Below are 24787 nucleotides of genomic sequence, written 5' to 3'. Positions count from 1 at the left end.
GTAATGTACTGTGCAGAAACCCCTGCGGGTGCTGTATCCTGCAAAAAGATCCAATTGCGGCAGACGTCAGGCGTCTGCCTTCAGAATGGCAACGAAAAACGCCAGCATAGCCTGGCGTTGCGTTGTCTTATTGTTCTTCCCGCCGCAACGGCGGAATTAGTCAATAATCCAGGTGCCGCTCGCGGCGTTCTTACAGGCTTTGCTGGCGCCATCCACGGCAACACAGGTTTTGTTGCTGGCGCGACGCGGACGCGGTCTGTCGCGGCGAACCGTCGCGTCATACTGCTCGCTTTTTACCACCGCGCGCGCAGGCACATAGCCAATCAGCTCTTCTTTGCCTTCATCGGCCAACGCCATCCAGGCATGCTCCACCTGGCCCAGCACCTTATAGGTTTTGCCATTATCCAGCTGGCGGATGACGTTGCCGCCGAAATCGGGACGGCTCATTAACGAGGCCGGGTAAAGCGCCCGGTAATCCTGATTAACGGGTGTAAATTCCTGAGGCGGGGTTACCGCATACCGGTGAGTCAGGGTTACGCCATTCACCTGGCTGGTCACAATCGTGTCATCCGTCATGGGAGGACGCGCAGGCGCCATACAGCCGGAGAGGCCCAACGCAACGACCAGGACTACTACGATTCGCATCATCATCAGCTTCTTCCATTGCAAACAGAGTATCGTGCACAAAGTAATACGCGCGGCAGGGCTTCGTTTTTTGTTAATTAACGCGCCCTGATAAAAACGGCTTAACGCGCCGCTGCGGGGTGCCGCGTACGCAATCGTTAACTCGCGCCCAGACTTTATCAAATAAGCCGCACAAGAGGCTGCTATTTTTAAGTGAGCGCTTAAGGAATTCAATACTCCCGGCTTCACATTTTAGCGTTCAGGCTGTACCGCTTCGCTTATCTGCAAATCACATAAGCCATTCATTACAAAGCGCTAGTTAGTTTAAAGCAGTAATTCGCCGCCGCGTATTGCACGGCTATGTGCCGATTAAGGCGAATCTAATCTCTTTTTTTGGAACATAAAACTAAATAAAGAAAACGAGATTAAGTAAAAACGCAAAGCTTTAAAGCCCCGGTATTTCCCCGTAGAGAAAACTTTTCTGCCTGACGGCTCACACAATATGTAGCCCAGGTAAAACAAAGCGTAAAGCGGGCTACATTAAGCGGTTGCATTAATTTTTTCGAATGAAAGAAAAAGCCCGAAAAGGCAGAAAAAAAGTCTCTTTTCGCTAAGCTCAAAGAAGAGGCGAGCAGAAACAAAAAACCCCGCCGCTGGGGCAGGGTTTTTTCAGCTGTTTACGGGTGGTAGCCGTAAAGCACACTGTGTTACGTCAACTTTTTAACTATACGACGAATTGACCGCTATCGCAATTCTGCGCGCGGCGTGACAGTGGCTTTTCAACAGTATGATCCAGGTTTCTTTTTCTTGTCCAGAAAATACTGTTAATTTATACAGTGTTTATCTATACTGATTTTGCTGTCACAGCGTGCGAGACGGGGCCGCAACTTACGGGCGCGAAACAAGTCCTGGCTGAAACGGGTGGTGCCGTCAGTGCCTTAACCCCGTGAGAGCACACTGTGTTACGCCAACAAAGCAACTGGCAACAGGCAGCGGAGAGGTACGTCAGTTGCGTGCTCCTTGACCAGAGGAGACGCGTATGAGCGCTGTGGATTGGGTTATCCTCATCCTCAAACTCATGGTTGCGCTGCTGCAACTGCTTGATGCTGTCCTGAAGTACCTTCGGTAAACGCCTTCGGTAACTCAGGTTCAAGCCGCACCTAAGGGGGGCGGGCAACCGCCCCCCTTTAACACGGCTTCGCTACTCACAAAGCGAAAACAGGAGGGAAGGATGTCATCCATTATCGCCATCAGGTCAGTCACCCCTTACAGCGCCGATTTCGAGCGCCTGCGCGAGGAGAGCCAGGCGCTGGGTTTCAATATGCTTAATCGCCTTTCCACCCACTGGCTGGACGGCAGCAATCTCTTTTCCGCGCCGGGCGAAACGCTGCTCGGCGCTTTCCTCGGCGACGCGCTGGTCGGCGTCTGCGGGCTAAACCGCGACCCTTACGATGAAACGCCTCGCGCCGGACGCGTGCGCCATCTTTATGTCAGCCATCCGGTGCGCGGCGTGGGCGTCGGCCATGTGCTGCTCTCGTCGGTAACGCAACATGCGCGCGAGTTTTTTGACTACCTCAATATTCGCGCGCCGCAAACGGCGTTCCGGTTTTACCAGCGCGCCGGTTTTACGCCGGTTGAAGCGCACCCGCAAATCACGCACCGCCTGGTGTTCTCCACGCCGCCCGCCGCATGATAAGGTAGCCTTTTTCATAAGGAGCTGCCGGTGCGTTTTATTGTGGTACGCCATGCGCAGTCGGAGTGGAACGAGCGCGGCCTCCTGCAGGGCCAGCGGGAGAGCGGCATCAGCGCCCGCGGTCTGGCGCAGAATGAAGCCCTCCTCGACGCGCTCGAGGGTTACCGTATAGATGCGGTGCTTTCCTCGCCCGCGACCCGCGCCCTTTCTACCGCCCACGCCGTTGCCCAGCATCACGCGGCGCCGTTGCGTATTGACGCCCGCTTGCATGAACAACATCTGGGCGAGTTTCAGGGCATGATGATTCAGGATGTCCTGCGGCTGCACCCGCAACGCGGCGGCGCGCTGCTGGCAGGTGATATCGACGCCGTTCCGGCGCAGGGTGAAAGCGCCCGCCAGGCGGGCGAGCGGCTTTATCACGCCCTGCTGGACTACGCGCAGGCGCTGCCTGGCGAAACCGCCTGCGCCGTTACCCATGGCAATACCCTGGCCGCGCTGCTCTGGCGGCTGCATGGCGCAAAACTCGCCGACCCCTTTTCCCGTTACAGCCCGGCGAACGGCAGCTTTTCGCTGATCGAGGTTCACAATGGCGAGCTGAGCGTCTTAAGCTGGGGCCACGCCACGCATCTGCTGGCGGCTGGTTGTCTGTAAGACTGGCAATAAATCTTTCCGAAAGCCGTTTATAAAAGCTGCCTGCTCTCAGGCGGCACAACCGCCTTACTGACTGGCTAATCGCCTTTTTTACGGTATATTCCTCTCGCATTTTATTATTAACCAGACGCATCCTCTAAAATAACCCAATGCGATTTGAATAATAACCATGAAAAAAATAGCGAATAGTCACCTGCTTTTAATGCTGATCCTGCTGACGGCCGTCGGTCAGATGGCGCAAACCATTTATATTCCCGCTATTGCGGATATCGCTCGCGACATGCGCGTGCGCGAAGGCGCTGTACAGAGCGTGATGGCGGCTTATCTGCTGACCTATGGCGCTTCGCAACTGGTTTATGGGCCAATTTCGGACCGCATCGGCCGCCGTCCGGTTATCTTCGCCGGTATGCTGATTTTTATGCTGGCGACGGTTATCGCCCTGTTGAGCCGCAACCTGACGGTATTGATTATCGCAGGCAGCTTGCAGGGCATGGGGACGGGGGTGGCGGGCGTGATGGCCCGCACGCTGCCGCGCGATCTTTACGCAGGATCGGCGCTGCGCCACGCCAATAGCCTGTTGAACATGGGTATTCTGGTCAGCCCGCTGCTGGCGCCGCTGCTCGGCGGCGTGCTGGACACGCTCTGGGGCTGGCGCGCCTGCTTCGCTTTTCTGCTCGCGCTGTGTGTTGTCGTCACCTTCAGCATGTTCCGCTGGCTGCCGGAAACGCGCCCCGCGCAGGCGCCGCGCGCCCCGCTGCTCGCCAGCTATAAAACGCTGTTCGGCAGCGGCGCGTTTAACTGCTACCTGCTGATGTTGATTGGCGGACTGGCGGGCGTGGCGGTGTTTGAAGCCTGCGCGGGCGTGTTAATGGGCGCAGGGCTTGGATTTAACAGCCTGACGGTGAGCGTGCTGTTTATTCTGCCGATCCCGGCGGCTTTTTTCGGCGCCTGGTTTGCCGGTCGGCAGAACAAACGTTTTTCCACGTTGATGTGGCAGGCGGTCACAAGCTGCCTGCTGGCAGGAATAGCCATGTGGCTGCCGGGCTGGTTCGGCGTGATGACGGTCTGGACGCTGCTTATCCCCGCCGCGCTTTTCTTTTTCGGCGCGGGCATGCTTTTCCCGCTCGCCACCAGCGGCGCGATGGAGCCGTTTCCGTTTCTTGCAGGCACCGCGGGGGCGCTGGTGGGCGGCCTGCAAAACTGCGGCTCCGGGCTACTCGCCTGGTCATCCGCGCTGTTGCCGCAGGGCGGCCAGTCGAGCCTCGGCATGCTGATGACGGCGATGGGCTTGCTTATCCTGCTGTGCTGGCTGCCGCTGGCGCACCGCGAACGGCTGCATGGCCAGCCGGTTTAACGGCGCTTTTCCCCGCCGCGCATTCCGGCGTTAACATTACCTGCAACAGCGGCTCCATGGCGGGCCGCCATGCGCCCTCTTCTCCATCGTAAAAAAGGTTATCGGCGTTAAGGGCGTACGGAATTTTCGCCTTTTGCAGCTCGCAGGCCATGAAGTTCGCGAACGCCAGCGTGGAAGCGGACGGCGCGGCTTTGGTCGACTGTCCGGCGGACCAGCCGCCGACCCAACTGGCGCGTCCCGTTTTTTGCTGCCAGCGCAGCGCGGCGTTGATGCGCTCGCGAATCGCCGCTTTTTCCGCCGCGGTGCCGGAGGTCCAGGGGTATTTGCCGTTCACCTTCTGCGGCCCCCAGGCAAAGATATGCCATTCGCCCAGCACGTAGCCGCGGCTCTCAGTCGGCAGCTTCAGGTTCGCCAGATCTTCCGGCGCGGCGTGCAGCCGTGGGGCGACAAAGACCATACGCTGCGGATCAACCGCGTGGATAGCCTTAATGGTTTTATCGTAAAGCCGGTTCAGCGCCTGCGGGTTATGGTTCAACCGCTCTGCCGGTTCATAGATGAGATCAAACCCCAGCAGCGGATGCTCGCGGCCAAAATAGCGCGCCGTTTCGCTCCACCAGGCGACCACTTTCGCCTCGTTTTCACGATCCGGGTCGGACTTGAACGTCTCCGCCTGATAAGCGATAACCGGCACCACGCCATACTGCTCGCAGGCTTCGACAATTTTGCGCAGATGAATAAGCTTTTGCTCGTTAATCTCCCCCGCCACGCGAATGCGTATATGGCCAAGCCCTTTATCATGAAAATCGCGCACCGCCAGCGGGTCAAACTCGCGGATGCCGCGTTCGGTGCGCGCCCAGTCGACATCCATGCCGACGCCAAGCTGGGCGGCATAGCGCTGCGCCGTAAGCGGCGTGGCGGCGGGCGCATCGCTCGCCCAGACCGGCAGACAAAAGCAGAAGGCGGCAAGAGTAAGGAGCGGCTTCAACGTATCTTCCTTGCGAACAGGCGGAAAAAGCATTTTTAACATGATTTCTGTACGACGGCTTAGCGCGATTGCAACAAAAGTTCACGCCCCGCTTATCAGCATAACAAGCTGGCCGAGATGCACGACCGCGAAGAGCAGGGCCAGCATACATACCGCCAGCGCTATCAGCAGCTTAGCGTGCGCGGCGGCGGGGGTTAAAAAATCGCTGCGGGCGGTGTCCATCACGTTGCGCTGACGGGCGTAACCGTAAAGCACGCCTGCCACAATGAGACCTGCGGCGATAGCCGCCCAGAACAGCATGCCCGCCTGCTGCCAGCTGTGGCGCAGCGCCAGCATCAGCAGCGCGCCGTAACCAAGAAAGGTGCGAAACCAGGCAAGCGACGTGCGTTCCGGCTGCAGGCCCGGGTCGGCGATACGCCGCGCGCGGCGGCTATCGGCCATATATCACCATGACTATCACCGCGAGGGCGACCAGCAGCATCAGCAAGCTTATCCCCGCAAGCGCGCGGGTGTAGGGCAGATCGGCTTTCAGGCGCATCGCTTTTTCAACGTTCAGCCAGCGCAGGTAGCCATAAAGGGCAAGCCCGCCCGCAAACAGACAGAGCAGCAATGCGACGCCCTCGCGCACCAGCGGCGAAGCGAGATCCGGCGCGAACTGATCAAGCCCCACGCCTGCGGCGAGAAACCCCAGCGCGGTGCGAATCCAGGCAAGAAAAGTGCGTTCGTTGGCCAGCGAAAAGCGGTAGTCCGGCGCTTCGCCGGTGTGGGAAAGTTTCATTGCGTCTCCTGTGCCGGGCTTTATCCCAAAAGTAAGCTATTTAAGCATAAGCGGGAAAACGCTGCTCGCGCAGGGCGCGCCGTGAGGAAAGGGAAAAAGCGTATAAAAAAGGCCCCGGTGCGGGGCCTTTTGACGATGCCGTTACGGCAGGATTAGCTGTTCTGGCTTTCGCTATGGCTCAGCGCCGGGCGCTCACCTTCGATGACGCGGTCGTCGCTCAGCGCGCGCGGCTGGCCGATGGCGATGCGCTGCGGCGCCAGGGCTTCCGGCAGGTTACGCACCAGATCGATGTGCAACAGGCCGTTGACGAAGCTTGCGCCGGACACTTCCATATGTTCAGCCAGGGTAAAGCTCAGGCTGAAGGGTTGCAGCACCAGACCCTGATGCAGCCATTTCGGCTCGGTTTCCGGCTTCTCCGGGTTGCCTTTCACGCTCAGGCGAGTGCCCTCCAGCTCCACGTCCAGATCTTCCTGACGGAAACCCGCTAACGCAAGGGTAATGCGGTAGTGGTTGTCGTCGCTTTTTTCGATGTTATAGGGCGGGAAGGTCTGGCTTTCACCGGCGTTCAGCATCGCGTTGGCCAGCTTGTCAAAGCCGATCCACTGACGGAAAAAGGGGGATAAATCATAGTTACGCATAACGTTTCTCCTTCTTTGAAGCGAGTTTTAACGGCCAGCGTATGCGGGCTGGCTGTGCTCCCGTTCGGCGAGCACGACTACAGTTAACGTGGGCCGCGAAAGCGTGCCCAGGGAAATTAGTTACCGATTTCGATACGGCGCGGTTTTTTCGCTTCCGGAATAACGCGCTCAAGGTCGATATAGAGCAGACCGTTCACCAGGTTCGCGCCACGTACGAAGATGTTTTCGGCGAGCTGGAATTTACGCTCGAAGTTGCGCTCGGCGATACCCTGATACAGGTAGGTCCGTTCTTTCTGCTCCGGCGCGTGGGAGCCTTTCACTACCAGCAGGTTATCCTGCGCGGTGATCTCCAGTTCGCTCTCGGCGAAACCGGCCACAGCGATGGCGATACGGTAGTGGTTTTCATCCACCAGCTCCACGTTGTACGGAGGGTAGCCGCCGTTGCTCTGGCTCTGGTTGTTCTCAAGCAGGTTGAACAGACGGTCAAAACCGATGGCGGAACGATAAAGCGGGGATAAGTCAAAATTACGCATAACAACGAGCTCCTGAAATCAGCGAGATAAAAAGTAACGTCTTCCCGAAGGACAGACTGGCGTGACGCCAACACCCATGCGGCATGTTGCTCTTCGGTCACACCTGTAAAATGGGTTCGCGCATCCACTTTTCAAGAGGAATCGAGCCGGTTTTTTTGCGGTTTACATTTCTTTGCTTAGACTGGGTAGAGGAACTTTTTATCAAACTGCGACAGCCTCCACACAGCAGAGAGAGCGCGCTATTCATTCTGAACCAGGGACGTTATACCTCGGAGCCATACGGCAGAGCTGTCTATTCACAAATAAGAATGAACATGAAAAAGAGACTCAGGATAGGGCTGTTCACCGTCGGAGCGATGGCGCTCAGCGGCTGTTCAAGCATGATGTCACATACCGGCGGCGGCGAGCAGGGTTATTACCCCGGTACTCGCAACAGCTACAAAATGCTGGCGGACGGCAACACCAGTTGGGGACTGAAACCGCTGGTGGCGCTTGATATGCCCTTTACGGTGGTGGCGGATACGCTGCTGGTGCCGTGGGACGCCTTTCGCACTGACAAATCGGTCAAAGCGCGGGTGGAAGAGAGCGAGAAAAAAAACTACGCCATCAACGCCGCCATTCCGCCCGCTATCTGAGTTAACGCCCGGTTGCGGTCATCCAGAGCTGGCGGAAACCTGCCGTCTCCTGCATCCAGGCAATCTTTTCGCCATCCGGCGAGAACACCACCGCATCGGCGGAAATCTCGCTCTCCTGAACAGGCGTTAACGGGGTGATGTTCCCTGTCTGCGCGTCGCACAATACGATGCGGTTCTGCTGCACAAAACCCAACGCCTCGCCGGAAGGATGCCAGTTAAAAGCCGACTGCACGCCCTGTTCGCCATGGGTAAGCTGTCGCGGCTCGCCGCCGTTGGGCGAGAGAAGCCACAGCTGCACCACGCCATTATCATCTTTCATTAAAAAAGCGAGTTCGCTGCCCTGCGGATTGCTGCGCACCCAGTGGCGCGGCGTGGTGGCAAGCCCCGGATGGCGGCGCGCATGGGTAAACGTCAGGCGGCGCTGCATGACGCCCGCAGGCGGGGCGGGCATGGCGCTGTCGTCGCCCGGAAATGCTTGCTTCCACACCGCCTCGTCTTCAGGGAGATCAACGATAAACAGTTCCGGCACCTTTTCGCCGCTTGCCGCGAGCGTGTCGCCAATGAACGCCAGCGCCCGGCGCTGCAGGCTGCCATCCGCTTTCAGATAGCCGTGATGTCCCACCCAGCCCTCTTCATAGGCGCGGTTAATCTCATCGCTGCCGGGACGAGGCGCGGGCGTGGTGCGGCTTACCAGCGCGCACCAGCGGCTGCCGGCGTACTCGCGCGGATGCTGAAAACCCGGCGTGACAGGCCCAAAGGGCAGCGCTACGCCGACGTTGCGTAAATCAAGCTTCGGGTCGCGTTCATGCAGTACGTGATCGTTATAGGTAAAGCTCAGCCACGCGCCGTCCGGGCTAAACACATGCACATGGCTGCCGCCGCGCAGCGCGCCCGGCGTAAAAGGCGGCGTGATGTCCATGGCGTCCAGGTTCGTCGCCTGGCCGTTTTCCACCACCACGCCGCGGCGATGATGGAAATCGTAGCGCCAGGCATCGTCAGGGTTTTCCGGGCCGTGAATAAAAACATACTGCGCTTTTTGCGGGTTAACCGTCACCACGCCCACATGCGCGCCCTGCGTAGCGCGGTAAATGACCGCGACCTCACCTGTTTCCACATTCACCTGTTCAATGGTTTCACCGGTAAATGAGGCGCCGGAAGGGCGCACATCAAAGGCGAGCCAGCGGCTGTCCGGCGTCCAGGCGTTGATATTGGTAAGCTGATGATGACGCGAGGCGAAAGTAAGCTGTTTCATAAATAAAAAACCCTGAAGCGAGAATCGCCTCAGGGTAAAAGATTTACGCAGAAAAACCTATCAGGGAACGGGCGTTACCAGCGGCGCGCCCGCAAACCAGGCGTGCACGTTTTCCAGCACCAGCCGGGACATCTCGCGGCGCGTTTCCCAGGTGGCGCTCGCCATATGCGGGGTAATCACCACGTTGTCGCGCTGTTGCAGCGCGGCGGGAACGTTGGGCTCGTTCGCGAAAACATCCAGCCCCGCGCCAGCGATAAGGTTGTTTTCCAGCGCGTGGACCAGCGCCGCCTCATCCACCACGCTGCCGCGAGAGATGTTAATCAGCATGCCCTGCGGCCCCAGCGCCGCCAGCACGGACTGGTTGATAAGCCCACGCGTTTGCGCGCCGCCCGGGGCGCATACCATCAGAAAATCACTCTGCGCCGCCAGCTCATGCAGGTCGGCGACATAACGGTACGGCAGCGAGCGGTGATGATTGCGGTCGGTATAGCTGATTTCCATATCAAACGCCTGAGCGCGGCGGGCGATGGCCTGGCCGATGCGGCCCATGCCGAAAATACCCAGCCGCGCGCCAGAGACTTTACGCGTCCATTGAAAGCCTCCCTGCCGCCAGCCGCCCTGCTCGATGAACTTTTGCGCCGCGACGATTTTGCGCGACGTCGCCAGCATCAGCCCCATCGCCAGGTCCGCCACATCGTCAGTCAGCACGCCCGGCGTGTGGGTGACCTGCACGCCATGATCCCGCGCCGCCGCCACGTCCACGCCGTCGTAGCCGACGCCAAACACCGCGATAAGCTTCAGCGCGGGCAGCGAGGCGATGAATTCACGCGTCACCACCGCTTCGCCATTGGTGATAACCACCGTGATTTCATCCGCAATGGCGGCGAGATCGGCGGCGGTCATCTGCGCCAGTTCGCGCAGGTCGTAGTGCTCGCTCAGTTCCGCGGTCAGCGCATCGGGCAGGTAAGCTTGCTTAAGTACTTTCTGTTTCATGTTCCTTCCTTAAGAGAGACGGGAGGCGGGCTGCTCCGCAGCGCGAGAACGCGTCGGGCGCGACACCAGAATGCCGATAACGCCGCCGATAATGAGCGCCACCGCCACAATCAGCAGCCCGTAGTGGTAGCTGTTGGTCATGTCTTTGATTTTGCCAAGAATGGGCGGCAGCCCCAGGCCGACAAAGTTCGCCACGGTATTGATAAAAGCGATGGAAGCCGCCGCCGCCACGCCCGCCAGCTTCTCGGTGGTGACCGCCCAGAAAATAGGCGTAAGCGCAAAGTTGAAGCCCACCGTCAGCACCAGCAGCCCATACGCCACCAGCAGGTTGCTGGAGTAAATGGCAATGGCGAGCGAAAGGCCGGAGATAATCAACGGCAAACCAAGGTGCCAGGAGCGCTCGTTGGTGGTGTCCGAATGGCGGCCGTTGAGATACATAAACAGACAGGCGGCGATAAACGGCACCGCAGAAAGCAGGCTTATCACGATGTTGCTCTGCTCGCTCGCCATGCTCTTGATGATAAGCGGCAGGAAAAGCGTAATGCCGATGGAGCCGAACGCCTGCAGAAACCAGACCAGGCTCAACAGCAGCACGGTTTTGTTTTTTAGCGCGCTAAGCCAGCTATGGTTACTGCCAACCTCCACGCTCGCGTTATCCCGCGCGAGCTGCGCCTTCAGCCAGCCTTTCTGCTCAGTAGAGAGCCATGGCGCATGGTCCGGCGTTTGCGGCAGGCGCCACAGCACCAGAACGCCGAGCACGATGGCCGGCACGCCTTCAATAGCGAACAGCCAGCGCCAGCCAGCGATATCGGCGATGCCGTGCATGTTCAGAATGGTGCCGGAAATCGGCAAGCCAATAATCGACGCCATCACCGAGCCCATATAGAAGAAGGACATGGCCCGCGCGCGGTTGCTTTTCGGGAACCAGCAGGAGATGTAATAGATGATGCCCGGCGTAAAGCCCGCTTCCGCCATGCCGAGCAAAAAGCGCATCACGTAAAGCTGGGTCGGCGTTTGCACCAGCGACATCCCGGCGCTAACGATGCCCCAGGTTATCATGATGCGCGCAATCCAGACCCGCGCGCCGACTTTGGTCATGATGATGTTGCTGGGAATTTCGAAAATGATGTAGGAGATATAGAACATTCCCACGCCGAGGCCATACATGCTGGCGCTCAGCCCGAGGTCGGCGTTCATTTGCAGCGCCGCGATAGAGATATTGGTTTTATCGAGGTTGGCAACGAAGTAGCAGATGATAATAAAGGGAATTATCTTCGCGTTAAGCTGCCGTAAGGTCGTAGTGTACAGATCGGTATTCATAGCAGAACCCTCTCAGTTGACCGCTCGTGGCGGCCGGTTAGTTATAATGTTGAACGGTTACCGCCCGGCGCGATGCTGACAACCGGACGGTAACGCTTTTAATGCGCTCCCTCGCCTGTTTTCGCCTTCTCTCTTAACGGGCCTTAGCCTACGCGCTTCACCTCCCCCACCAGCAGGATGTAAGAGAGCGCGCCGATGAGCGCCACCACGGAGATGTAAACCAGCGCCGGACCGAAACCGTAATCCTGCGCCAGATAGCCAATCACCAGCGGCACGGTGATGCCGCCAAGGCCGCCGACAAAGTTAAACACCCCGCCGGTCAGGCCAATCAGGCGCATCGGCGCAAGCGAGGAAACCAGCGACCAGGTGATAGAGGCAAAGCCGTTACCAAAGAAAGCCACCGCCATCAGCGTCATGATCCACACCGGGTCGTTGGTGTAGTTGGCGCCCATGATGCAGGTGGAGATAAGGAGGCCGCAGATGATGGGCGTTTTACGCGCCGCGCCCAGCGAGAAGCCTTTTTTCACCAGCTTGTCCGCGAGCCAGCCGGAGAGCAGCACGCCGAAGAAGGCGGCGAGGAACGGCACGGTAGTCATAAAACCGGCCTTCAGCGCCGTGATGCCTTTCTCCTGGGTGAGATAGTTCGGGAACCAGGTCAGGAAGAACCAGAGCGTGGAGGTCACCGCGAACTGGCCGAGGTAAACGCCAATCAGCTTGCGGTGAAAGACCTGTTTCCAGTCGGCGCGGCTCAGCGGCTGGCGCTCGGTTTTGGTGGCCGGCGCGTCGCCATCCACCAGGCCGCCGCCGTCGCGAATGTAATCCAGCTCCGCCTTGCTAAGGCTTTTGGTCAGGCGCGGCGGCTGGTAGACCTTAAACCAGATGAGCGACCAGATAATGCCGATGCCGCCGGTAATGATGAAGACCCAGTGCCAGCTCAGCGCTTCCTGGATCCAGATAAGCATTGGCGTAAGGAAGGCCAGGCCGACAAACTGCCCGGAGGTGTAAAAGCCCACCGCCGATGCGCGTTCCTGCTCCGGGAACCAGCTTGTTACCATACGGTTGTTCGTCGGAAACGCGGGCGCTTCAAACACGCCGGTAATGGCGCGCAGGCCAATCAGCGACATCAGGCCAGTGGCGAAGCCCTGGAACAGCGTGGCGACCGACCAGCCGAAAATGGCGATGAAATAGGTCAGGCGCGAACCCACGCGGTCAAGGAACCAGCCGCCCGGGATCTGGCAGAGCGTATAAAGCCAGGCAAAGGCGGAAAAGACGTACCCCATTTCCGCTTTCGTAATGCCGAACTCTTCCTGAATATGTGCTGAAGCCACCGCCAGGTTGGCGCGGTCGACATAACAAATCACGACCGTAATAAAGATCATGACCAGCGTAAGGTAGCGCCGACGTCCGGTTTTTACGGCGGTTACAGGAATATCCATAATACTCGGTCTCCGGATTTTGGCATGGCGAGACCCCTCACCATGCCCTGTAGATTACAGAGGGTGATGTAATAAATTTTTTATTGAGTAATAAACTAACGCTTACGCGCTAAATCATTCCCACCAGGGAAAGGCAACAGGTTTACGAATAACCTGGAGCATACAAAAGTCGGTGACCAGGGCGAATTAACGCAGCCAACGCCTCCACAGCGCGAAGTACGACGCGCAATGCGCTACATAATTCGTGTTGCAACAAGGCGGCAAGTTAATGAGCTCCCAGGAGCATAGTAAACTATGTGACTGGGGCGAATTAACGCAGCCAACGCCGTTGCAGCGCGAAGTATGACGCGCATTACCATTCAGCGACCGAACCATCATCATGCCGCCATAACGGGTTGCGCCAGTCCGCCGTATTTCGGCTGCGCTCGATAACCTGCTCTTCGTCGATTTCCACGCCAAGGCCCGGCTTCATTAATGGATAGAAATAACCGCCGTCCATTTTGAAATCGTCTTTATTTTTCACAAAGTCGAGCAGCTCGGCGCCCTGGTTATAGTGGATGCCCATGCTCTGCTCCTGGAATACGGCGTTGCGCGAGACAAAGTCCACGTGCAGACAGGCGGCGAGCGCAATCGGTCCCAGCGGGCAGTGCGGCGCAAGGCCCACGTCATAAGCTTCCGCCATCGCAGCGATTTTAAAGCACTCGGTAATACCGCCCGCGTGAGAGAGATCCGGTTGCAGAATGGCCAGGCCGCCCGCGTCGAGCACGCGTTTAAATTCAAAGCGCGAGAACATACGTTCGCCCGCGGCAATCGGAATGGACGTTTGCTCGGCAAGCTTCGGATAATATTCCGCCTGCTCCGCCAGAACCGGTTCTTCAATAAATAACGGGCGGTAAGGCTCCAGCTCTTTAATTAATATTTTCGCCATCGGCGCGCTGACGCGACCGTGGAAATCAAGGCCAAATTCAATATCCATACCGAACGCTTCGCGAATTTGCGCCACGGTATTTACGGCAGCATCTACTTTGCGCGCATTATCAATGACGCCTAACTCTTCGCAGCCGTTTAATTTAAAGGTGTCGAAGCCGATTTTACGCAGCGTTTCGATACCCGCGATCGCTTCCGCAGGGCGGTCGCCGCCAACCCAGCTGTAGGCTTTAATTTTATCGCGCACCAGGCCGCCCATTAATTGCCATACCGGGGCGTTAAGCACTTTGCCTTTAATATCCCACAGCGCCTGATCGATACCGGCAATGGCGCTCATCAGAATAGGGCCGCCGCGATAAAAACCGCCGCGGTACATAACCTGCCACAGATCGTTAATCCGCGCCGGGTCCTGGCCAATCAGGTATTCGCCCAGCTCATGCACCGCTGCCTCCACGGTGCGGGCGCGGCCTTCAATGACCGGCTCGCCCCAGCCCACAACGCCTTCGTCAGTTTCAATCTTCAGAAACATCCAGCGGGGCGGTAAACGGTATGTCGTTAGTTTGGTGATTTTCATTGCACTGCCTCTCGATACGCCTTAACAAATGCTTTTGCCTGCTCCGCGGTACGCTCAACGGATTGCCCCGCGCGGTATAAATCGCTGCCAAGCCCGGCGCCGACGCAGCCCGCTTTCAGCCATACCGCCAGGTTTTCCGGCGTGACGCCGCCCACGGCGAAGACCGGGATTTCCGGCTGCAGCACCGCTTTTAACGCCTTGATGTAATCCGGGCCGAATGCCGAGGAGGGGAAAATTTTCAGCGACTGGGCGCCGGCGTCGATGGCGTTAAACGCCTCTGTCGCCGTGGCGCAGCCGGGGCAGACCGTCATGCCGTAGCCTACCGCGCGGCGGATAACTTCCGGCTGAATGTTTGGCGTGACGAGAAGCTGGCAGCCCATTTCCGCCAGTTCGTCCACCTGCTCAGGCTTGAGTACGGTGCCGGCGCCAATTAACGCCTTGTCGCCAAAGGCGTTGACCATGGCGGGAATGCTGGTGCGCCAGTCCGGCGAGTTAAGCGGGATTTCCACCGCCTCGAACCCGGCGTCGATAACCGCCGCGACGTGGTCGTGCGCCTCTTCGGGCTTGATGCCGCGTAAGATAGCGATGAGCGGAAGCCTATTCTGCCACTGCATGAGCGATACTCCTTATGCCTGCCTGAAATGCGGCGTCGCCCTCAAGCGTCTGCGCCTGGAAGCCCAGGGCGTTCAACGCCTGCTGGTAGCGTCCGGCGAGCGCCGGACTGGCGACGATAGTTAATGGCTGCTGACGGTCTGGCTGCCAGAGACGGGTCATGCTCGCCGCTTCATTGCCAATCAGCAGCCCGGAAAGAAATTCACTGACGTGCTCGCGCGCAAGGCTGCCCAGCACATGGCCTGCGCGCACTTCAAACAGACGGGCCAGCGGCGCGTCGGTCTCCAGCCCCTGCGCCAGCCCCGCCTGAAAAGCGTCCGCATTAAGCTGCTGCTCCGGCAGTCCGGCGCCGATAAGCGATTGCTTCAGCAACAGGTGATGCAGCTCGCCGGTCATCACAGTGCGAAAATCATGAACCTGCTCGTTATCCGCCTGCACCCATTTGCAGTGGGTGCCGGGCATGATGTAGAGCGGCGCAGGCTGAAGCGCGCGGGCGCCGAGCAGCTGCGTCTCTTCACCGCGCATAACGTTGCGGTTATCTTCACGCTGCACGCACAGGCCGGGAATGATAAAAACGCGCTCCGCAACCGTGGTGAGCTGCGCGCCAAACTCCGCGAAGCGGGCCGGGCAAGGCAGATAAGGGGCGATTTTCCAGCCCGCGTTGCTACCCACCATGCCTGCCATCAATACGGGAGTGCTTTCGTCACGCCACCCTTCGGTGACTTCCGCCAGCACCGCTTCGGGCGTTCTGCCATTAAGCCGGGTAACGCCCGCTTCCGATTTTCTGCTCTCCAGACACGCCTCGCCCTGATAAAGCCAGGCGCGAAGGTTGGTCGATCCCCAGTCGATAGCGATGTAGCGAGATGTCATGTGATTTCCTTGAGTCGTCGGGTGGAGCTGGCGATCATGGTGAGCGCCGCCTGCTCCGCCGCATCGCCGTCCTGATGCCGAATCGCATCGTATAGCGCCTTATGTTCCTGCAGGGTTTTCGGCATGTTCGCTTCATCCCCCATCCACGTCCGTTCAAACACCGCGCGCTGCAGGGAGCTTATGGCCACGCTCAGCTGCTGCAAAAGCGGATTATGCACCGAGGCCAGCACCGCTTCGTGATAGCGAATATCCGCTTCGTTAAAAGCGTCGCGATTCTGGTTATTGGCGATCATGTCGTTAAGCGCGAGCTCGATTTGCGCCAGGTCGCTTGACGTGGCGCGCTCCGCCGCCCAGCGGGCAATAGCGGGCTCCACCAGATTTCGCACCTCGCTCATCGCCGCGATAAGCCGCGGGTCGTCGTCATGCTCCAGCACCCATTGCAGCACCTCGGTATCGAGGAAATTCCACTGGTTGCGGGGCGCGACAAACGCGCCGCGATAGCGCTTCATCTCAATCAGTCGTTTCGCCATCAGCGAACGGAATACTTCACGAATAATGTTGCGCGAAGTCTCAAACTCTTCGCACAGATCCGCTTCCGCCGGTAACGCCGACCCGGGAACATACTTTCCGCTGACAATCTGGCGACCCAGCGTAACGATAAGGCGGTCGGTTTTAGTGAGGGTCATGGTGATTCCTTAAACAAAGGGTAATGCCCCTTACTTTACCGTGGTTGCCGCTTTTCGCCTCTTTTTTGCAGTACAAACGTGAAGCGGCTTTCATTGTTGATGTGGTGAATGTAGTACAATCATTAACTGTTGTACTACAATCCAGATCACAAAAAAGACAATCCAGTATCTGAAAAGATAAATAAGCCCCATTCGATAGATGGGGCTTATTTATTTGTGGTTCAGGAAGCAGGCCAGCGAGGTAACTACAGGATTCGTTAAGAGAAATTCAGCAAAACGCCCGTGGTTTTACGGTAGTGGCGACAGAAAGGGTAGCGGTAGAATGGCGCTGGCGCTTGAGGCTTTTTGCCTCATAAAGTCGGTAAGTGTTGTGAGGCAGAAAAGAAGAAAGCCCCGAAGGTCATTTTATTAACCAACGAGGCTCACTCCTATGTCAGACAACATCAGGATAGCCTCTTACCCGCCGCAAGGCAAGGAGAAGAAGGCCATGAAAATGCCGCGAAATGCTCTGATCTGGTGCGTATTGATCGTCTGTTTAACGCTATTAATATTCACTTCGTTAATACGAAAATCGCTTTGCGAAATTCGCTATAAAGACAGGTTCAGGGAGGTTGCGGCGAGCATGGCTTGCGGATCCGGTAAGTAGACTTTCAAGGCGGGGCAACCCGCCTTTTCAAAAGAGGGGGTCTGGCATACCGCGAGCGCTTCTTAAAAGGGCTGTCAGCTTACGCTGACGGCCCTTTTTATTTCAGGCGCGTTTAACGCAGGACGAATTTCTCGATAGCGTACGCCACGCCATCTTCCAGATTGGTTTTCGTGACAAAATTCGCCACCTCTTTCACCGACCCGATAGCGTTTTCCATCGCCACGCCCACACCTGCGTATTCCAGCATCGCGATGTCGTTCTCCTGGTCGCCAATCGCCATGACCTCTTCCGGCTTGATATTCAGCGCCTCGGCGAGCGATTTCACGCCCGTGCCTTTAGTCACCCGTTTATCCAGGATTTCCAGGAAGTATGGCGCGCTTTTCAGCACCGTGTATTTCTCTTTCACTTCCTGCGGGATGCGGGTGATGGCTTTATCAAGGATTTCCGGCTCATCTATCATCATCACTTTCAGGAAAGTCATGTTGGGGTCCATTTTCTCCGCTTCGCAGAAGACCAGCGGAATGGTCGCCACAAATGACTCATGCACCGTATAACGGCTGATGTCGCGGTTAGCGGTATAGAGCGTGGTGCGATCGAGCGCATGGAAGTGCGAACCGACTTCGCGGGAGAGTTGCTCCAGATAGCGATAATCGTCATAACTCAACGGCGTTTGCGCCACGGCGCTGCCATCCGCCGCCTTCTGCACCAGCGCGCCGTTATAAGTGATGCAGTAGTCGCCGGGCTGGTTCATGTGCAGTTCGCGCAGGTAATTTTCCACCCCGGCATAAGGACGCCCGGTGGTGAGAACCACATTAACGCCGCGCTCGCGGGCGGCGGCAATCGCCTCCTTAACCGCAGGAGAAATGGTGTGATCCGGCAGCAGCAGCGTGCCGTCCATATCGATAGCAATAAGTTTTATGGACATAGCATTCTTTAAAGTGATGGGTTTCGTTTCCATCCTGGCACGATTTCGTGCAAAAAACAGCAGTAACAGGGCGGCAGAGGAATAGCGAAAGGCGGACAGCCCCCGTTTCAGCGCAGCGCTCTGGCTGAAACGGAGCCGCGTACAGAGCAGAGGCTAGCCGAACAGCTTTCCTTTCAGCAACGCCATACCCGTTTTCAGCAAGTCGTTATTGGCCTCAGGGTGCAATTCTCCCTGTGGAGAGAGCGCATCGATGAGTTTTGGCAAATGCTGAGCAACCATGGCGGAAGCTACATGCATATCAATGCCTAACTTAGCGCCAAGTTCCGTCAGCGCAGGGCTGCCAAGCGCGGCGATAACCTGGTCGGCGCTCAGCAGCCTGTTGGCTTCTGACGTGCTTAGCCATGAGGCGACGATATCGCCAAAGCCGCCCTGGCGGAACTTATCCAGCAGCGCCTGGACGCCGCCCTGCTGGTTTACCCAGCTTAAAATAGCCTGATATTTACCCGCATCGCCGTTTAACAGCATGCCGGCGACCTGATCAAAAAGTCCCATGGAATTCTCCTTTCGTGGTTAAAAATTTCCCTTAAGGCCAGCGGCCAGATAAAAAAAAGCCGCGCTGGCGTGCGCGGCTTGAGGTTTTTGCTTTTAGATATCGATGTTCGCCGCTTTCAGGGCGTTCTCTTCGATAAAGGCGCGGCGCGGTTCTACGGCGTCGCCCATCAGCGTGGTGAAGAGCTGGTCAGCGGCGATAGCGTCTTTCACCGTTACGCGCAGCATGCGGCGGCTTTCCGGGTCCATGGTGGTTTCCCACAGCTGATCCGGGTTCATCTCGCCCAGCCCTTTATAGCGCTGAATCGCCAGGCCGCGACGGGACTCTTTCACCAGCCAGTCCAGCGCCTGCTCGAAGCTCGCCACCGGCTGACGGCGTTCGCCGCGCTCGATAAACGCGTCGTCTTCAATCAGACCGCGCAGCTTCTCGCCAAGCGTGCAGAGACGACGGTATTCCGCGCCGATGACAAACTCATGGTCGAGAACGTAATCGGTATCCACGCCGTGAGTACGCACGCGCACCACCGGCTCGAAAATCGCCTGCTCGCCGTTTTCACGGACATCATATTTCCACACGCTGCCGTGCTGCTCTTTTTCATTCAGCTCGGTGATAAGCGCGGAAACCCAGCGGGTGACTTTCGCTTCGTCAGCAAGATCGCCTTCGACAAGCGTCGGCTGATAAACCAGCTCTTTAAGCAGCGCACGCGGGTAACGGCGCTCCATGCGGTTAATCATCTTCTGAGCGCTGTTATATTCCGCCACCAGTTTTTCCAGCGGCTCGCCGGCAAGCGCCGGGGCGCTGGCGTTAGTGTGCAGCGTGGCGCCGTCAAGCGCGATGGAGATCTGATACTGGTCCATCGCCTCGTCGTCCTTAATGTACTGCTCCTGCTTGCCTTTCTTCACTTTGTAAAGCGGCGGCTGAGCGATGTAGACATGACCGCGTTCGATGATTTCCGGCATCTGACGATAGAAGAAGGTCAACAGCAGCGTACGAATGTGCGAGCCGTCGACGTCCGCATCGGTCATGATGATGATGCTGTGATAGCGCAGCTTATCCGGATTGTACTCATCGCGACCAATGCCGCAGCCGAGCGCGGTAATCAGCGTCGCCACTTCCTGAGAAGAGAGCATCTTGTCAAAGCGCGCTTTCTCAACGTTCAGGATTTTGCCTTTGAGCGGCAGAATCGCCTGGTTTTTACGGTTACGGCCCTGTTTGGCGGAACCGCCTGCGGAGTCACCCTCCACCAGGTAGAGTTCGGAAAGGGCCGGGTCGCGTTCCTGACAGTCCGCCAGTTTGCCCGGCAGGCCTGCGAGATCCAACGCCCCTTTACGGCGCGTCATTTCACGCGCTTTACGGGCCGCTTCACGGGCGCGCGCCGCATCGATAATTTTACCGACGACGATTTTGGCGTCGTTCGGGTTTTCCAGCAGGTACTCCGCCAGCAGCTCGTTCATCTGCTGCTCAACCGCGGATTTCACTTCGGAAGAGACCAGCTTGTCTTTGGTCTGCGAAGAGAATTTCGGGTCCGGCACTTTCACGGAAACAACGGCAATCAGGCCTTCACGGGCGTCATCGCCGGTGGCGCTGACTTTCGCCTTCTTGCTGTAGCCTTCTTTATCCATGTAGGCGTTCAGCGTACGGGTCATCGCCGCGCGGAAGCCCGCAAGGTGCGTACCGCCGTCGCGCTGCGGAATGTTGTTGGTGAAGCAGTAAATGTTTTCCTGGAAACCGTCATTCCACTGCAGCGCCACTTCCACGCCGATGCCGTCTTTCTCGGTGGAGAAATAGAAGATATTCGGGTGGATAGGCGTTTTGTTCTTGTTGAGATATTCAACAAACGCCTTGATGCCGCCTTCGTAGTGGAAGTGATCCTGCTTGCCGTCGCGCTTGTCGATAAGGCGAATAGAGACGCCGGAGTTCAGGAACGACAGCTCGCGCAGGCGCTTGGCCAGAATCTCGTACTCAAACTCGGTCACGTTGGTGAAGGTTTCAAGGCTCGGCCAGAAACGCACCTGCGTACCGGTCTGTTCGGTTTCGCCAGTGACCGCCAGCGGCGCTTGCGGCACGCCATGCACGTAGGTCTGCTGATGCACTTTGCCTTCGCGGCGGATAACCAGCTCCAGCTTCTGCGACAGGGCGTTAACAACCGAAACCCCCACGCCGTGCAGACCGCCGGAGACTTTATAGGAGTTATCGTCAAACTTACCGCCCGCGTGCAGCACGGTCATGATAACTTCCGCCGCCGAAACGCCTTCTTCCGGGTGAATACCGGTCGGGATGCCGCGACCATCGTCCGATACCGACACGGAGTTGTCGGCATGGATAGTCACGACAATATCTTTACAGTGACCCGCGAGCGCTTCGTCGATAGCGTTATCCACAACCTCGAATACCATGTGGTGCAGACCGGTGCCGTCATCCGTGTCGCCGATATACATGCCCGGGCGCTTACGCACCGCATCCAGCCCTTTCAGGACTTTGATACTGGAGGAGTCATAAGAATTCGACATCAACGTTTCTCGCTCATTTAAACTTGGGTTAATCCGTTATTTTACCCTGATCGACAGCGAACATCTTTGAATTTTTGTCCGCCATGTCCATTACGTGTTCAGCGCTTATCGCACTGACAAACACCTGGGATTGCGTGGCCTTTAAACGGCTCGCTAATAGACCACGACGGACATCATCGAGTTCAGAGGCAAAATCATCTATCAGATAAAGGCAGCGTCGCCCGCTTTCACGGGTAAGAAACTCCCCTTGCGCCAGACGCAGCGCGCACATCAGCAGCTTTAACTGTCCGCGCGACAGCGTATCTTCCACCGGCGCGCCGTCGGCGCGGATGCGGAAATCGGCTTTATGCGGGCCGTGCGCGGTATAGGTCAGCAGCCGGTCGCGCTCAAAGCTGCGCTCCAGCACGTCGGCGTAATCGCTCTCTTTCTCCCAGCCGCGCTGGAAGGAGAAGCTTAAGGTGAATTCAGGTAAAAACTGCGCGCAGGTATCGGCCATGTCATTGGCGAGCGCCTCGCTGTAGTCGGCCCGCCACTGGCTTATCTGCTGCGCCAGCGGCACCAGTTCACGATCCCACGGACGAAGCTGCTCGTAGCGGGTGACCTGGCGCAGCGCGGCGTTGCGCTGTTTAAGCAGGCGTTTTAAGTTGCTCCAGGCGACAAAAAAGCCCGGCTCGTTGTGAAAGCATCCCCAGTCAAGGAACGCTCTTCTGTATTTGGGGCCGCCGCCGAGCAAAGTAAACCCCTCAGGGGTAATTAATTGCATCGGCATCAGAAGCGCCAGCTCCGCCACTTTGTGGCCGTCGGAGCCGTCGATGCGCACCTTGCTTTCGCCCTGTCTGTCTTTGGTCAAACCGACGGAGATTTCCCGCTCTTCTCCCTGCAGGCGGCCATGCAGCACAAACGCCTCCTGCTCATGGCGGATAACCCGGCCAATTTGCAGGCTGCGAAACGCCCGGCCGTGGCCCAGCGTATAGATAGCTTCCAGCACGCTGGTTTTGCCGCTGCCGTTGGCGCCAACCAGAAAGTTAAAACCGGGAGAGAGAGCGAGATCCGCGCTTTCGATGTTGCGAAAGTCGCGGATCAGCAGGCGAGAAAGCGACATCAGAGTCTCATTGGCATAACGACATAGGCCGCCGACGAACTGGCGCTGTCTTCAATCTGCACGCTGGAAACGGAGTCGGTCAGCAGAATGCGCACGTTCTCGCATTTGAGCGCGTTCAGCACATCGAGCACGTAGCTGACGTTGAAGCCGATTTCCATCTCCGCTCCGCCGTAGGTGACGTCCAGAATCTCTTCCGCCTCTTCCTGCTCAGGGTTATTGGCGGTAATGCGAATCTGGTTTTCACTCACGTAAAGACGCACGCCGCGGAATTTCTCGTTGGAGAGAATGGCCGCGCGGGCAAAAGCCTGCTTGAGCAGATCGCAGCCCGCCTCCAGCGTTTTGTCCGGGTTTTTCGGCAGCACGCGGCGATAATCCGGGAAGCGGCCGTCCACCAGCTTGGAGGTGAAGATGAAATCGTTCACGTGGGCGCGGATGTTGTTGCTGCCAATCTGGATACGCAGCGGGCTGTCGCCGCCGTCCAGCATGCGCATCAGCTCCAGCACCCCTTTACGCGGCACGATCACCGAATGGTTCGGCAGCGGCTGGCCAATCGGCATAGAGCAGACCGCCAGACGGTGGCCGTCGGTCGCTACCGTGCGCAGCTCTTCGCCTTCGGTTTCAAACAGCATGCCGTTTAAGTAGTAGCGCACGTCCTGATGAGCCATGGAGAACTGCGTGGCTTCAATCAGCCGCTTCATGGTCGCCTGGGGAAGCGTAAATTCGACTTCGCTCTGCCAGTCGTCAAGGTTCGGGAAATCCGCCGCCGGCAGCGTGGAAAGCGAGAAACGGCTGCGTCCGGAGCGCACCAGCATGCGGTCGCCCTCCAGCTGCACAGCAATTTCCGCCCCTTCCGGCAGGCCGCGGCAGATATCAAAGAATTTACGCGCCGGCACCGTAGTGGCGCCGGGCTCGTGGGGTTGCGCCAACGCTACGCGCGCCACCATTTCCATTTCCAGATCGGTGCCGGTTAACGACAGGGCGCCATCCGCTACCTGCAACAGCAGGTTGCCGAGAATAGGCAACGTCGGGCGGCCGCCGAGCGGGCCGCTGACCTGCTGGAGCGGCTTTAATAAATGTTCACGTTCAACGGTAAATTTCATAGCGTCACGAAGAGAGTGTTCTGATTAAATTGGAAAAATCTTCTTTGATATCGTGGCTTTCCTCACGCAGCTGCTCGATTTTACGGCAGGCGTGCAGCACGGTGGTATGGTCGCGGCCACCGAATGCGTCGCCAATCTCAGGCAGGCTGTGGTTGGTCAGCTCTTTGGCGAGCGCCATCGCCATCTGGCGCGGACGCGCAACCGAGCGGGAACGCCGCTTGGAAAGCAGGTCTGCGACCTTAATTTTGTAATACTCCGCCACCGTCTTCTGAATATTGTCGATGGTGACCAGTTTTTCCTGTAACGCCAGCAGATCGCGCAGCGCTTCGCGCACAAAATCGATAGTGATCGCGCGCCCGGTAAAGTTGGCGTTGGCGATAACGCGATTCAGCGCCCCTTCAAGCTCTCGTACATTGGAGCGCAGGCGCTTGGCGATAAAAAACGCCACTTCGCCCGGCAGGCGAATGTCGTTCTCATCGGCTTTTTTCATCAGGATCGCCACGCGGGTTTCCAGCTCCGGCGGCTCGATAGCCACCGTCAGGCCCCAGCCGAAGCGAGACTTCAGGCGGTCTTCCACGCCGTTAATCTCTTTCGGGTAGCGATCGGACGTCAGGATTATCTGCTGATTGCCTTCCAGCAAGGCGTTAAAGGTATGAAAGAACTCTTCCTGCGAACGCTCTTTATTGGCGAAGAACTGGATGTCATCGATAAGCAGCGCGTCTACCGAGCGGTAGTAGCGCTTGAACTCTTCAATGGCGTTGTTCTGCAGCGCCTTTACCATATCCTGCACAAAGCGTTCGGAGTGCATGTACACCACTTTGGCATTGGGCTTGCGCGCCATAATGCCGTTGCCTACCGCGTGCAGCAGGTGGGTTTTACCGAGGCCCGTGCCGCCATAAAGGAAGAGCGGGTTATAAGCGCCGCCAGGATTGTCCGCCACCTGGCGGGCCGCCGCGCGCGCCAGCTGGTTCGACTTACCTTCCACAAAGTTATCAAACGTATGTTTTACGTTGACGTTCGAGCGGTAGGAGGGCTCCGCCGGCGCGGGGACATTGTCCCAGCTTGGGCGTACGGGCGGGGCGACCGGCGCCGCGACAGGCGCAGGCTTCACCGCATGGTTTACCGGCGCGGCCGCCTGGGCCGTAACGGGCTTGCTGCCGACTTCAAAACGCAGGAGCGGCGCGTCAGTGCCGCAAAAATCATTTAACAGTCCATTGATATTATTGAGGTATTTGTCCCTTACCCAATCGAGCACAAACCGATTTGGCGCATACAAAGCCAGCGTGTTATCGCTCAGTTCCGCCTGTAGGGGGCGTATCCACATACTGAATTCTGTGGCTGGTAACTCATCCTGCAATCGGGCAAGACACTGCTGCCAAAGCGAAAGTGACAC

Annotated in this window: 25 protein-coding genes and 2 pseudogenes; 7 read left to right on the top strand and 20 right to left on the bottom strand. The window is 57.8% G+C overall.

Going from position 1 to position 24787, the window contains the following annotated elements; translation table 11 throughout:
* Positions 1-156: 156 nt before the first annotated feature.
* A complete protein-coding gene (locus ACU4F7_RS00135) occupies positions 157-651 on the bottom strand; it encodes a hypothetical protein (RefSeq protein WP_029590071.1) in 495 nt (164 codons plus the stop codon).
* Between the two features lie 1012 nt (positions 652-1663).
* Here ACU4F7_RS00135 and tisB point away from each other — a divergent pair.
* From tisB to emrD, 4 genes are all read left to right on the top strand, one after another.
* On the top strand, positions 1664-1753 hold the full coding sequence (gene tisB, locus ACU4F7_RS00130; RefSeq protein WP_034881899.1) for a type I toxin-antitoxin system toxin TisB: 90 nt from the start codon (positions 1664-1666) through the stop codon (positions 1751-1753).
* 102 nt (positions 1754-1855) lie between these two features.
* Complete coding sequence (locus tag ACU4F7_RS00125) at positions 1856-2317, top strand: GNAT family N-acetyltransferase (protein WP_481637782.1); 462 nt, start codon at positions 1856-1858, stop codon at positions 2315-2317.
* A gap of 30 nt (positions 2318-2347) precedes the next feature.
* Positions 2348-2968 (top strand): histidine phosphatase family protein, encoded by a 621-nt coding sequence (locus tag ACU4F7_RS00120; RefSeq protein WP_481637781.1) that lies wholly within the window; start codon positions 2348-2350, stop codon positions 2966-2968.
* Positions 2969-3137: 169 nt separating this feature from the next.
* Positions 3138-4322, top strand: a complete 1185-nt coding sequence (gene emrD / locus ACU4F7_RS00115) for a multidrug efflux MFS transporter EmrD (RefSeq protein WP_029590068.1) — start codon at positions 3138-3140, stop codon at positions 4320-4322.
* Here the strand turns inward: emrD and ACU4F7_RS00110 are convergent.
* From ACU4F7_RS00110 to ibpA, 5 genes are all read right to left on the bottom strand, one after another.
* Entirely contained in the window at positions 4261-5340 is a 1080-nt protein-coding gene (locus tag ACU4F7_RS00110) for a cellulase family glycosylhydrolase (protein WP_035887048.1), read from the bottom strand. The two genes, emrD and ACU4F7_RS00110, sit on opposite strands and share 62 nt — an antisense overlap.
* A 48-nt stretch (positions 5341-5388) precedes the next feature.
* Positions 5389-5748: a DUF202 domain-containing protein gene (locus ACU4F7_RS00105; RefSeq protein WP_029590066.1), complete on the bottom strand. Its 360-nt coding sequence runs from the start codon at positions 5746-5748 to the stop codon at positions 5389-5391.
* Positions 5738-6085: a YidH family protein gene (locus ACU4F7_RS00100; protein ID WP_029590065.1), complete on the bottom strand. Its 348-nt coding sequence runs from the start codon at positions 6083-6085 to the stop codon at positions 5738-5740. Before ACU4F7_RS00100 ends, ACU4F7_RS00105 begins: the two co-directional genes overlap by 11 nt.
* A gap of 152 nt (positions 6086-6237) precedes the next feature.
* Positions 6238-6723 carry a small heat shock chaperone IbpB gene (ibpB, locus tag ACU4F7_RS00095; RefSeq protein ID WP_029590064.1) on the bottom strand — a complete coding sequence of 162 codons (486 nt, stop codon included), beginning with the start codon at positions 6721-6723 and terminating at the stop codon, positions 6238-6240.
* Between the two features lie 116 nt (positions 6724-6839).
* Entirely contained in the window at positions 6840-7256 is a 417-nt protein-coding gene (gene ibpA, locus ACU4F7_RS00090; protein ID WP_024556809.1) for a small heat shock chaperone IbpA, read from the bottom strand.
* A 308-nt stretch (positions 7257-7564) separates the two neighbouring features.
* Here ibpA and ACU4F7_RS00085 point away from each other — a divergent pair, with 308 nt between their 5' ends.
* Complete coding sequence (locus ACU4F7_RS00085; RefSeq protein ID WP_029590063.1) at positions 7565-7891, top strand: YceK/YidQ family lipoprotein; 327 nt, start codon at positions 7565-7567, stop codon at positions 7889-7891.
* A gap of 1 nt (position 7892) precedes the next feature.
* Here the strand turns inward: ACU4F7_RS00085 and ACU4F7_RS00080 are convergent, their stop codons facing one another.
* The 8 genes and pseudogenes from ACU4F7_RS00080 to dgoR all read right to left on the bottom strand — a co-directional run bounded on the left by ACU4F7_RS00080 (position 7893) and on the right by dgoR (position 16561).
* Positions 7893-9143 carry a YidR family protein gene (locus ACU4F7_RS00080; protein ID WP_029590062.1) on the bottom strand — a complete coding sequence of 417 codons (1251 nt, stop codon included), beginning with the start codon at positions 9141-9143 and terminating at the stop codon, positions 7893-7895.
* A 60-nt stretch (positions 9144-9203) separates the two neighbouring features.
* Complete coding sequence (locus tag ACU4F7_RS00075; protein WP_481637780.1) at positions 9204-10136, bottom strand: 2-hydroxyacid dehydrogenase; 933 nt, start codon at positions 10134-10136, stop codon at positions 9204-9206.
* A 9-nt stretch (positions 10137-10145) separates the two neighbouring features.
* Positions 10146-11456, bottom strand: coding sequence for an MFS transporter (locus ACU4F7_RS00070; RefSeq protein ID WP_029590060.1), 1311 nt, complete (start codon positions 11454-11456; stop codon positions 10146-10148).
* Between the two features lie 143 nt (positions 11457-11599).
* Positions 11600-12936: pseudogene (locus ACU4F7_RS00065) on the bottom strand (MFS transporter).
* A 308-nt stretch (positions 12937-13244) separates the two neighbouring features.
* Complete coding sequence (gene dgoD / locus ACU4F7_RS00060; protein WP_029590058.1) at positions 13245-14393, bottom strand: galactonate dehydratase; 1149 nt, start codon at positions 14391-14393, stop codon at positions 13245-13247.
* A complete protein-coding gene (locus ACU4F7_RS00055) occupies positions 14390-15007 on the bottom strand; it encodes a 2-dehydro-3-deoxy-6-phosphogalactonate aldolase (RefSeq protein WP_481637779.1) in 618 nt (205 codons plus the stop codon). The genes dgoD and ACU4F7_RS00055 overlap by 4 nt, the downstream gene beginning before the upstream one ends.
* Positions 14991-15875: a 2-dehydro-3-deoxygalactonokinase gene (locus ACU4F7_RS00050; protein ID WP_481637778.1), complete on the bottom strand. Its 885-nt coding sequence runs from the start codon at positions 15873-15875 to the stop codon at positions 14991-14993. Before ACU4F7_RS00050 ends, ACU4F7_RS00055 begins: the two co-directional genes overlap by 17 nt.
* Entirely contained in the window at positions 15872-16561 is a 690-nt protein-coding gene (gene dgoR, locus ACU4F7_RS00045; RefSeq protein WP_029590055.1) for a D-galactonate utilization transcriptional regulator DgoR, read from the bottom strand. The genes ACU4F7_RS00050 and dgoR overlap by 4 nt, the downstream gene beginning before the upstream one ends.
* Before the next feature lie 345 nt (positions 16562-16906).
* Here dgoR and ACU4F7_RS00040 point away from each other — a divergent pair.
* Both ACU4F7_RS00040 and ACU4F7_RS00035 read left to right on the top strand, forming a co-directional pair.
* Positions 16907-17089: pseudogene (locus ACU4F7_RS00040) on the top strand (DUF5431 family protein); the annotation flags it as partial.
* Complete coding sequence (locus tag ACU4F7_RS00035; protein ID WP_481637777.1) at positions 17049-17207, top strand: type I toxin-antitoxin system Hok/Gef family toxin; 159 nt, start codon at positions 17049-17051, stop codon at positions 17205-17207. The pseudogene ACU4F7_RS00040 and the gene ACU4F7_RS00035, both read left to right, overlap by 41 nt.
* 112 nt (positions 17208-17319) lie before the next feature.
* Here ACU4F7_RS00035 and yidA read toward each other — a convergent pair whose 3' ends face one another.
* The 6 genes from yidA to dnaA form a co-directional block, all read right to left on the bottom strand.
* A complete protein-coding gene (gene yidA, locus ACU4F7_RS00030) occupies positions 17320-18132 on the bottom strand; it encodes a sugar-phosphatase (protein WP_029590054.1) in 813 nt (270 codons plus the stop codon).
* Between the two features lie 153 nt (positions 18133-18285).
* Entirely contained in the window at positions 18286-18684 is a 399-nt protein-coding gene (locus ACU4F7_RS00025) for a YidB family protein (RefSeq protein ID WP_481637776.1), read from the bottom strand.
* 93 nt (positions 18685-18777) lie between these two features.
* Positions 18778-21192 carry a DNA topoisomerase (ATP-hydrolyzing) subunit B gene (gene gyrB, locus ACU4F7_RS00020; RefSeq protein ID WP_024560837.1) on the bottom strand — a complete coding sequence of 805 codons (2415 nt, stop codon included), beginning with the start codon at positions 21190-21192 and terminating at the stop codon, positions 18778-18780.
* Between the two features lie 28 nt (positions 21193-21220).
* Complete coding sequence (recF, locus tag ACU4F7_RS00015; RefSeq protein WP_024556823.1) at positions 21221-22294, bottom strand: DNA replication/repair protein RecF; 1074 nt, start codon at positions 22292-22294, stop codon at positions 21221-21223.
* Positions 22294-23394 (bottom strand): DNA polymerase III subunit beta, encoded by a 1101-nt coding sequence (dnaN, locus tag ACU4F7_RS00010; RefSeq protein ID WP_024556824.1) that lies wholly within the window; start codon positions 23392-23394, stop codon positions 22294-22296. Before dnaN ends, recF begins: the two co-directional genes overlap by 1 nt.
* A gap of 4 nt (positions 23395-23398) precedes the next feature.
* On the bottom strand, positions 23399-24787 hold the full coding sequence (dnaA, locus tag ACU4F7_RS00005; RefSeq protein WP_024556825.1) for a chromosomal replication initiator protein DnaA: 1389 nt from the start codon (positions 24785-24787) through the stop codon (positions 23399-23401).

It is taken from the genome of Franconibacter pulveris (assembly GCF_056780215.1).
The sequence above is the reverse complement of the archived record's forward strand: the minus strand, read 5'-3'. Positions and strand labels throughout refer to the sequence as shown.

Bases quoted from the DNA above. Each gene is read 5' to 3' on its own strand.
- ACU4F7_RS00135 (WP_029590071.1), bottom strand. From the start codon at position 651: ATGATGATGCGAATCGTAGTAGTCCTGGTCGTTGCGTTGGGCCTCTCC.
- tisB (WP_034881899.1), top strand. From the start codon at position 1,664: ATGAGCGCTGTGGATTGGGTTATCCTCATCCTCAAACTCATGGTTGCG.
- ACU4F7_RS00125 (WP_481637782.1), top strand. From the start codon at position 1,856: ATGTCATCCATTATCGCCATCAGGTCAGTCACCCCTTACAGCGCCGAT.
- emrD (WP_029590068.1), top strand. From the start codon at position 3,138: ATGAAAAAAATAGCGAATAGTCACCTGCTTTTAATGCTGATCCTGCTG.
- ACU4F7_RS00110 (WP_035887048.1), bottom strand. From the start codon at position 5,340: ATGCTTTTTCCGCCTGTTCGCAAGGAAGATACGTTGAAGCCGCTCCTT.
- ACU4F7_RS00105 (WP_029590066.1), bottom strand. From the start codon at position 5,748: ATGGCCGATAGCCGCCGCGCGCGGCGTATCGCCGACCCGGGCCTGCAG.
- ACU4F7_RS00100 (WP_029590065.1), bottom strand. From the start codon at position 6,085: ATGAAACTTTCCCACACCGGCGAAGCGCCGGACTACCGCTTTTCGCTG.
- ibpB (WP_029590064.1), bottom strand. From the start codon at position 6,723: ATGCGTAACTATGATTTATCCCCCTTTTTCCGTCAGTGGATCGGCTTT.
- ibpA (WP_024556809.1), bottom strand. From the start codon at position 7,256: ATGCGTAATTTTGACTTATCCCCGCTTTATCGTTCCGCCATCGGTTTT.
- ACU4F7_RS00085 (WP_029590063.1), top strand. From the start codon at position 7,565: ATGAACATGAAAAAGAGACTCAGGATAGGGCTGTTCACCGTCGGAGCG.
- ACU4F7_RS00080 (WP_029590062.1), bottom strand. From the start codon at position 9,143: ATGAAACAGCTTACTTTCGCCTCGCGTCATCATCAGCTTACCAATATC.
- ACU4F7_RS00075 (WP_481637780.1), bottom strand. From the start codon at position 10,136: ATGAAACAGAAAGTACTTAAGCAAGCTTACCTGCCCGATGCGCTGACC.
- ACU4F7_RS00070 (WP_029590060.1), bottom strand. From the start codon at position 11,456: ATGAATACCGATCTGTACACTACGACCTTACGGCAGCTTAACGCGAAG.
- dgoD (WP_029590058.1), bottom strand. From the start codon at position 14,393: ATGAAAATCACCAAACTAACGACATACCGTTTACCGCCCCGCTGGATG.
- ACU4F7_RS00055 (WP_481637779.1), bottom strand. From the start codon at position 15,007: ATGCAGTGGCAGAATAGGCTTCCGCTCATCGCTATCTTACGCGGCATC.
- ACU4F7_RS00050 (WP_481637778.1), bottom strand. From the start codon at position 15,875: ATGACATCTCGCTACATCGCTATCGACTGGGGATCGACCAACCTTCGC.
- dgoR (WP_029590055.1), bottom strand. From the start codon at position 16,561: ATGACCCTCACTAAAACCGACCGCCTTATCGTTACGCTGGGTCGCCAG.
- ACU4F7_RS00035 (WP_481637777.1), top strand. From the start codon at position 17,049: ATGAAAATGCCGCGAAATGCTCTGATCTGGTGCGTATTGATCGTCTGT.
- yidA (WP_029590054.1), bottom strand. From the start codon at position 18,132: ATGTCCATAAAACTTATTGCTATCGATATGGACGGCACGCTGCTGCTG.
- ACU4F7_RS00025 (WP_481637776.1), bottom strand. From the start codon at position 18,684: ATGGGACTTTTTGATCAGGTCGCCGGCATGCTGTTAAACGGCGATGCG.
- gyrB (WP_024560837.1), bottom strand. From the start codon at position 21,192: ATGTCGAATTCTTATGACTCCTCCAGTATCAAAGTCCTGAAAGGGCTG.
- recF (WP_024556823.1), bottom strand. From the start codon at position 22,294: ATGTCGCTTTCTCGCCTGCTGATCCGCGACTTTCGCAACATCGAAAGC.
- dnaN (WP_024556824.1), bottom strand. From the start codon at position 23,394: ATGAAATTTACCGTTGAACGTGAACATTTATTAAAGCCGCTCCAGCAG.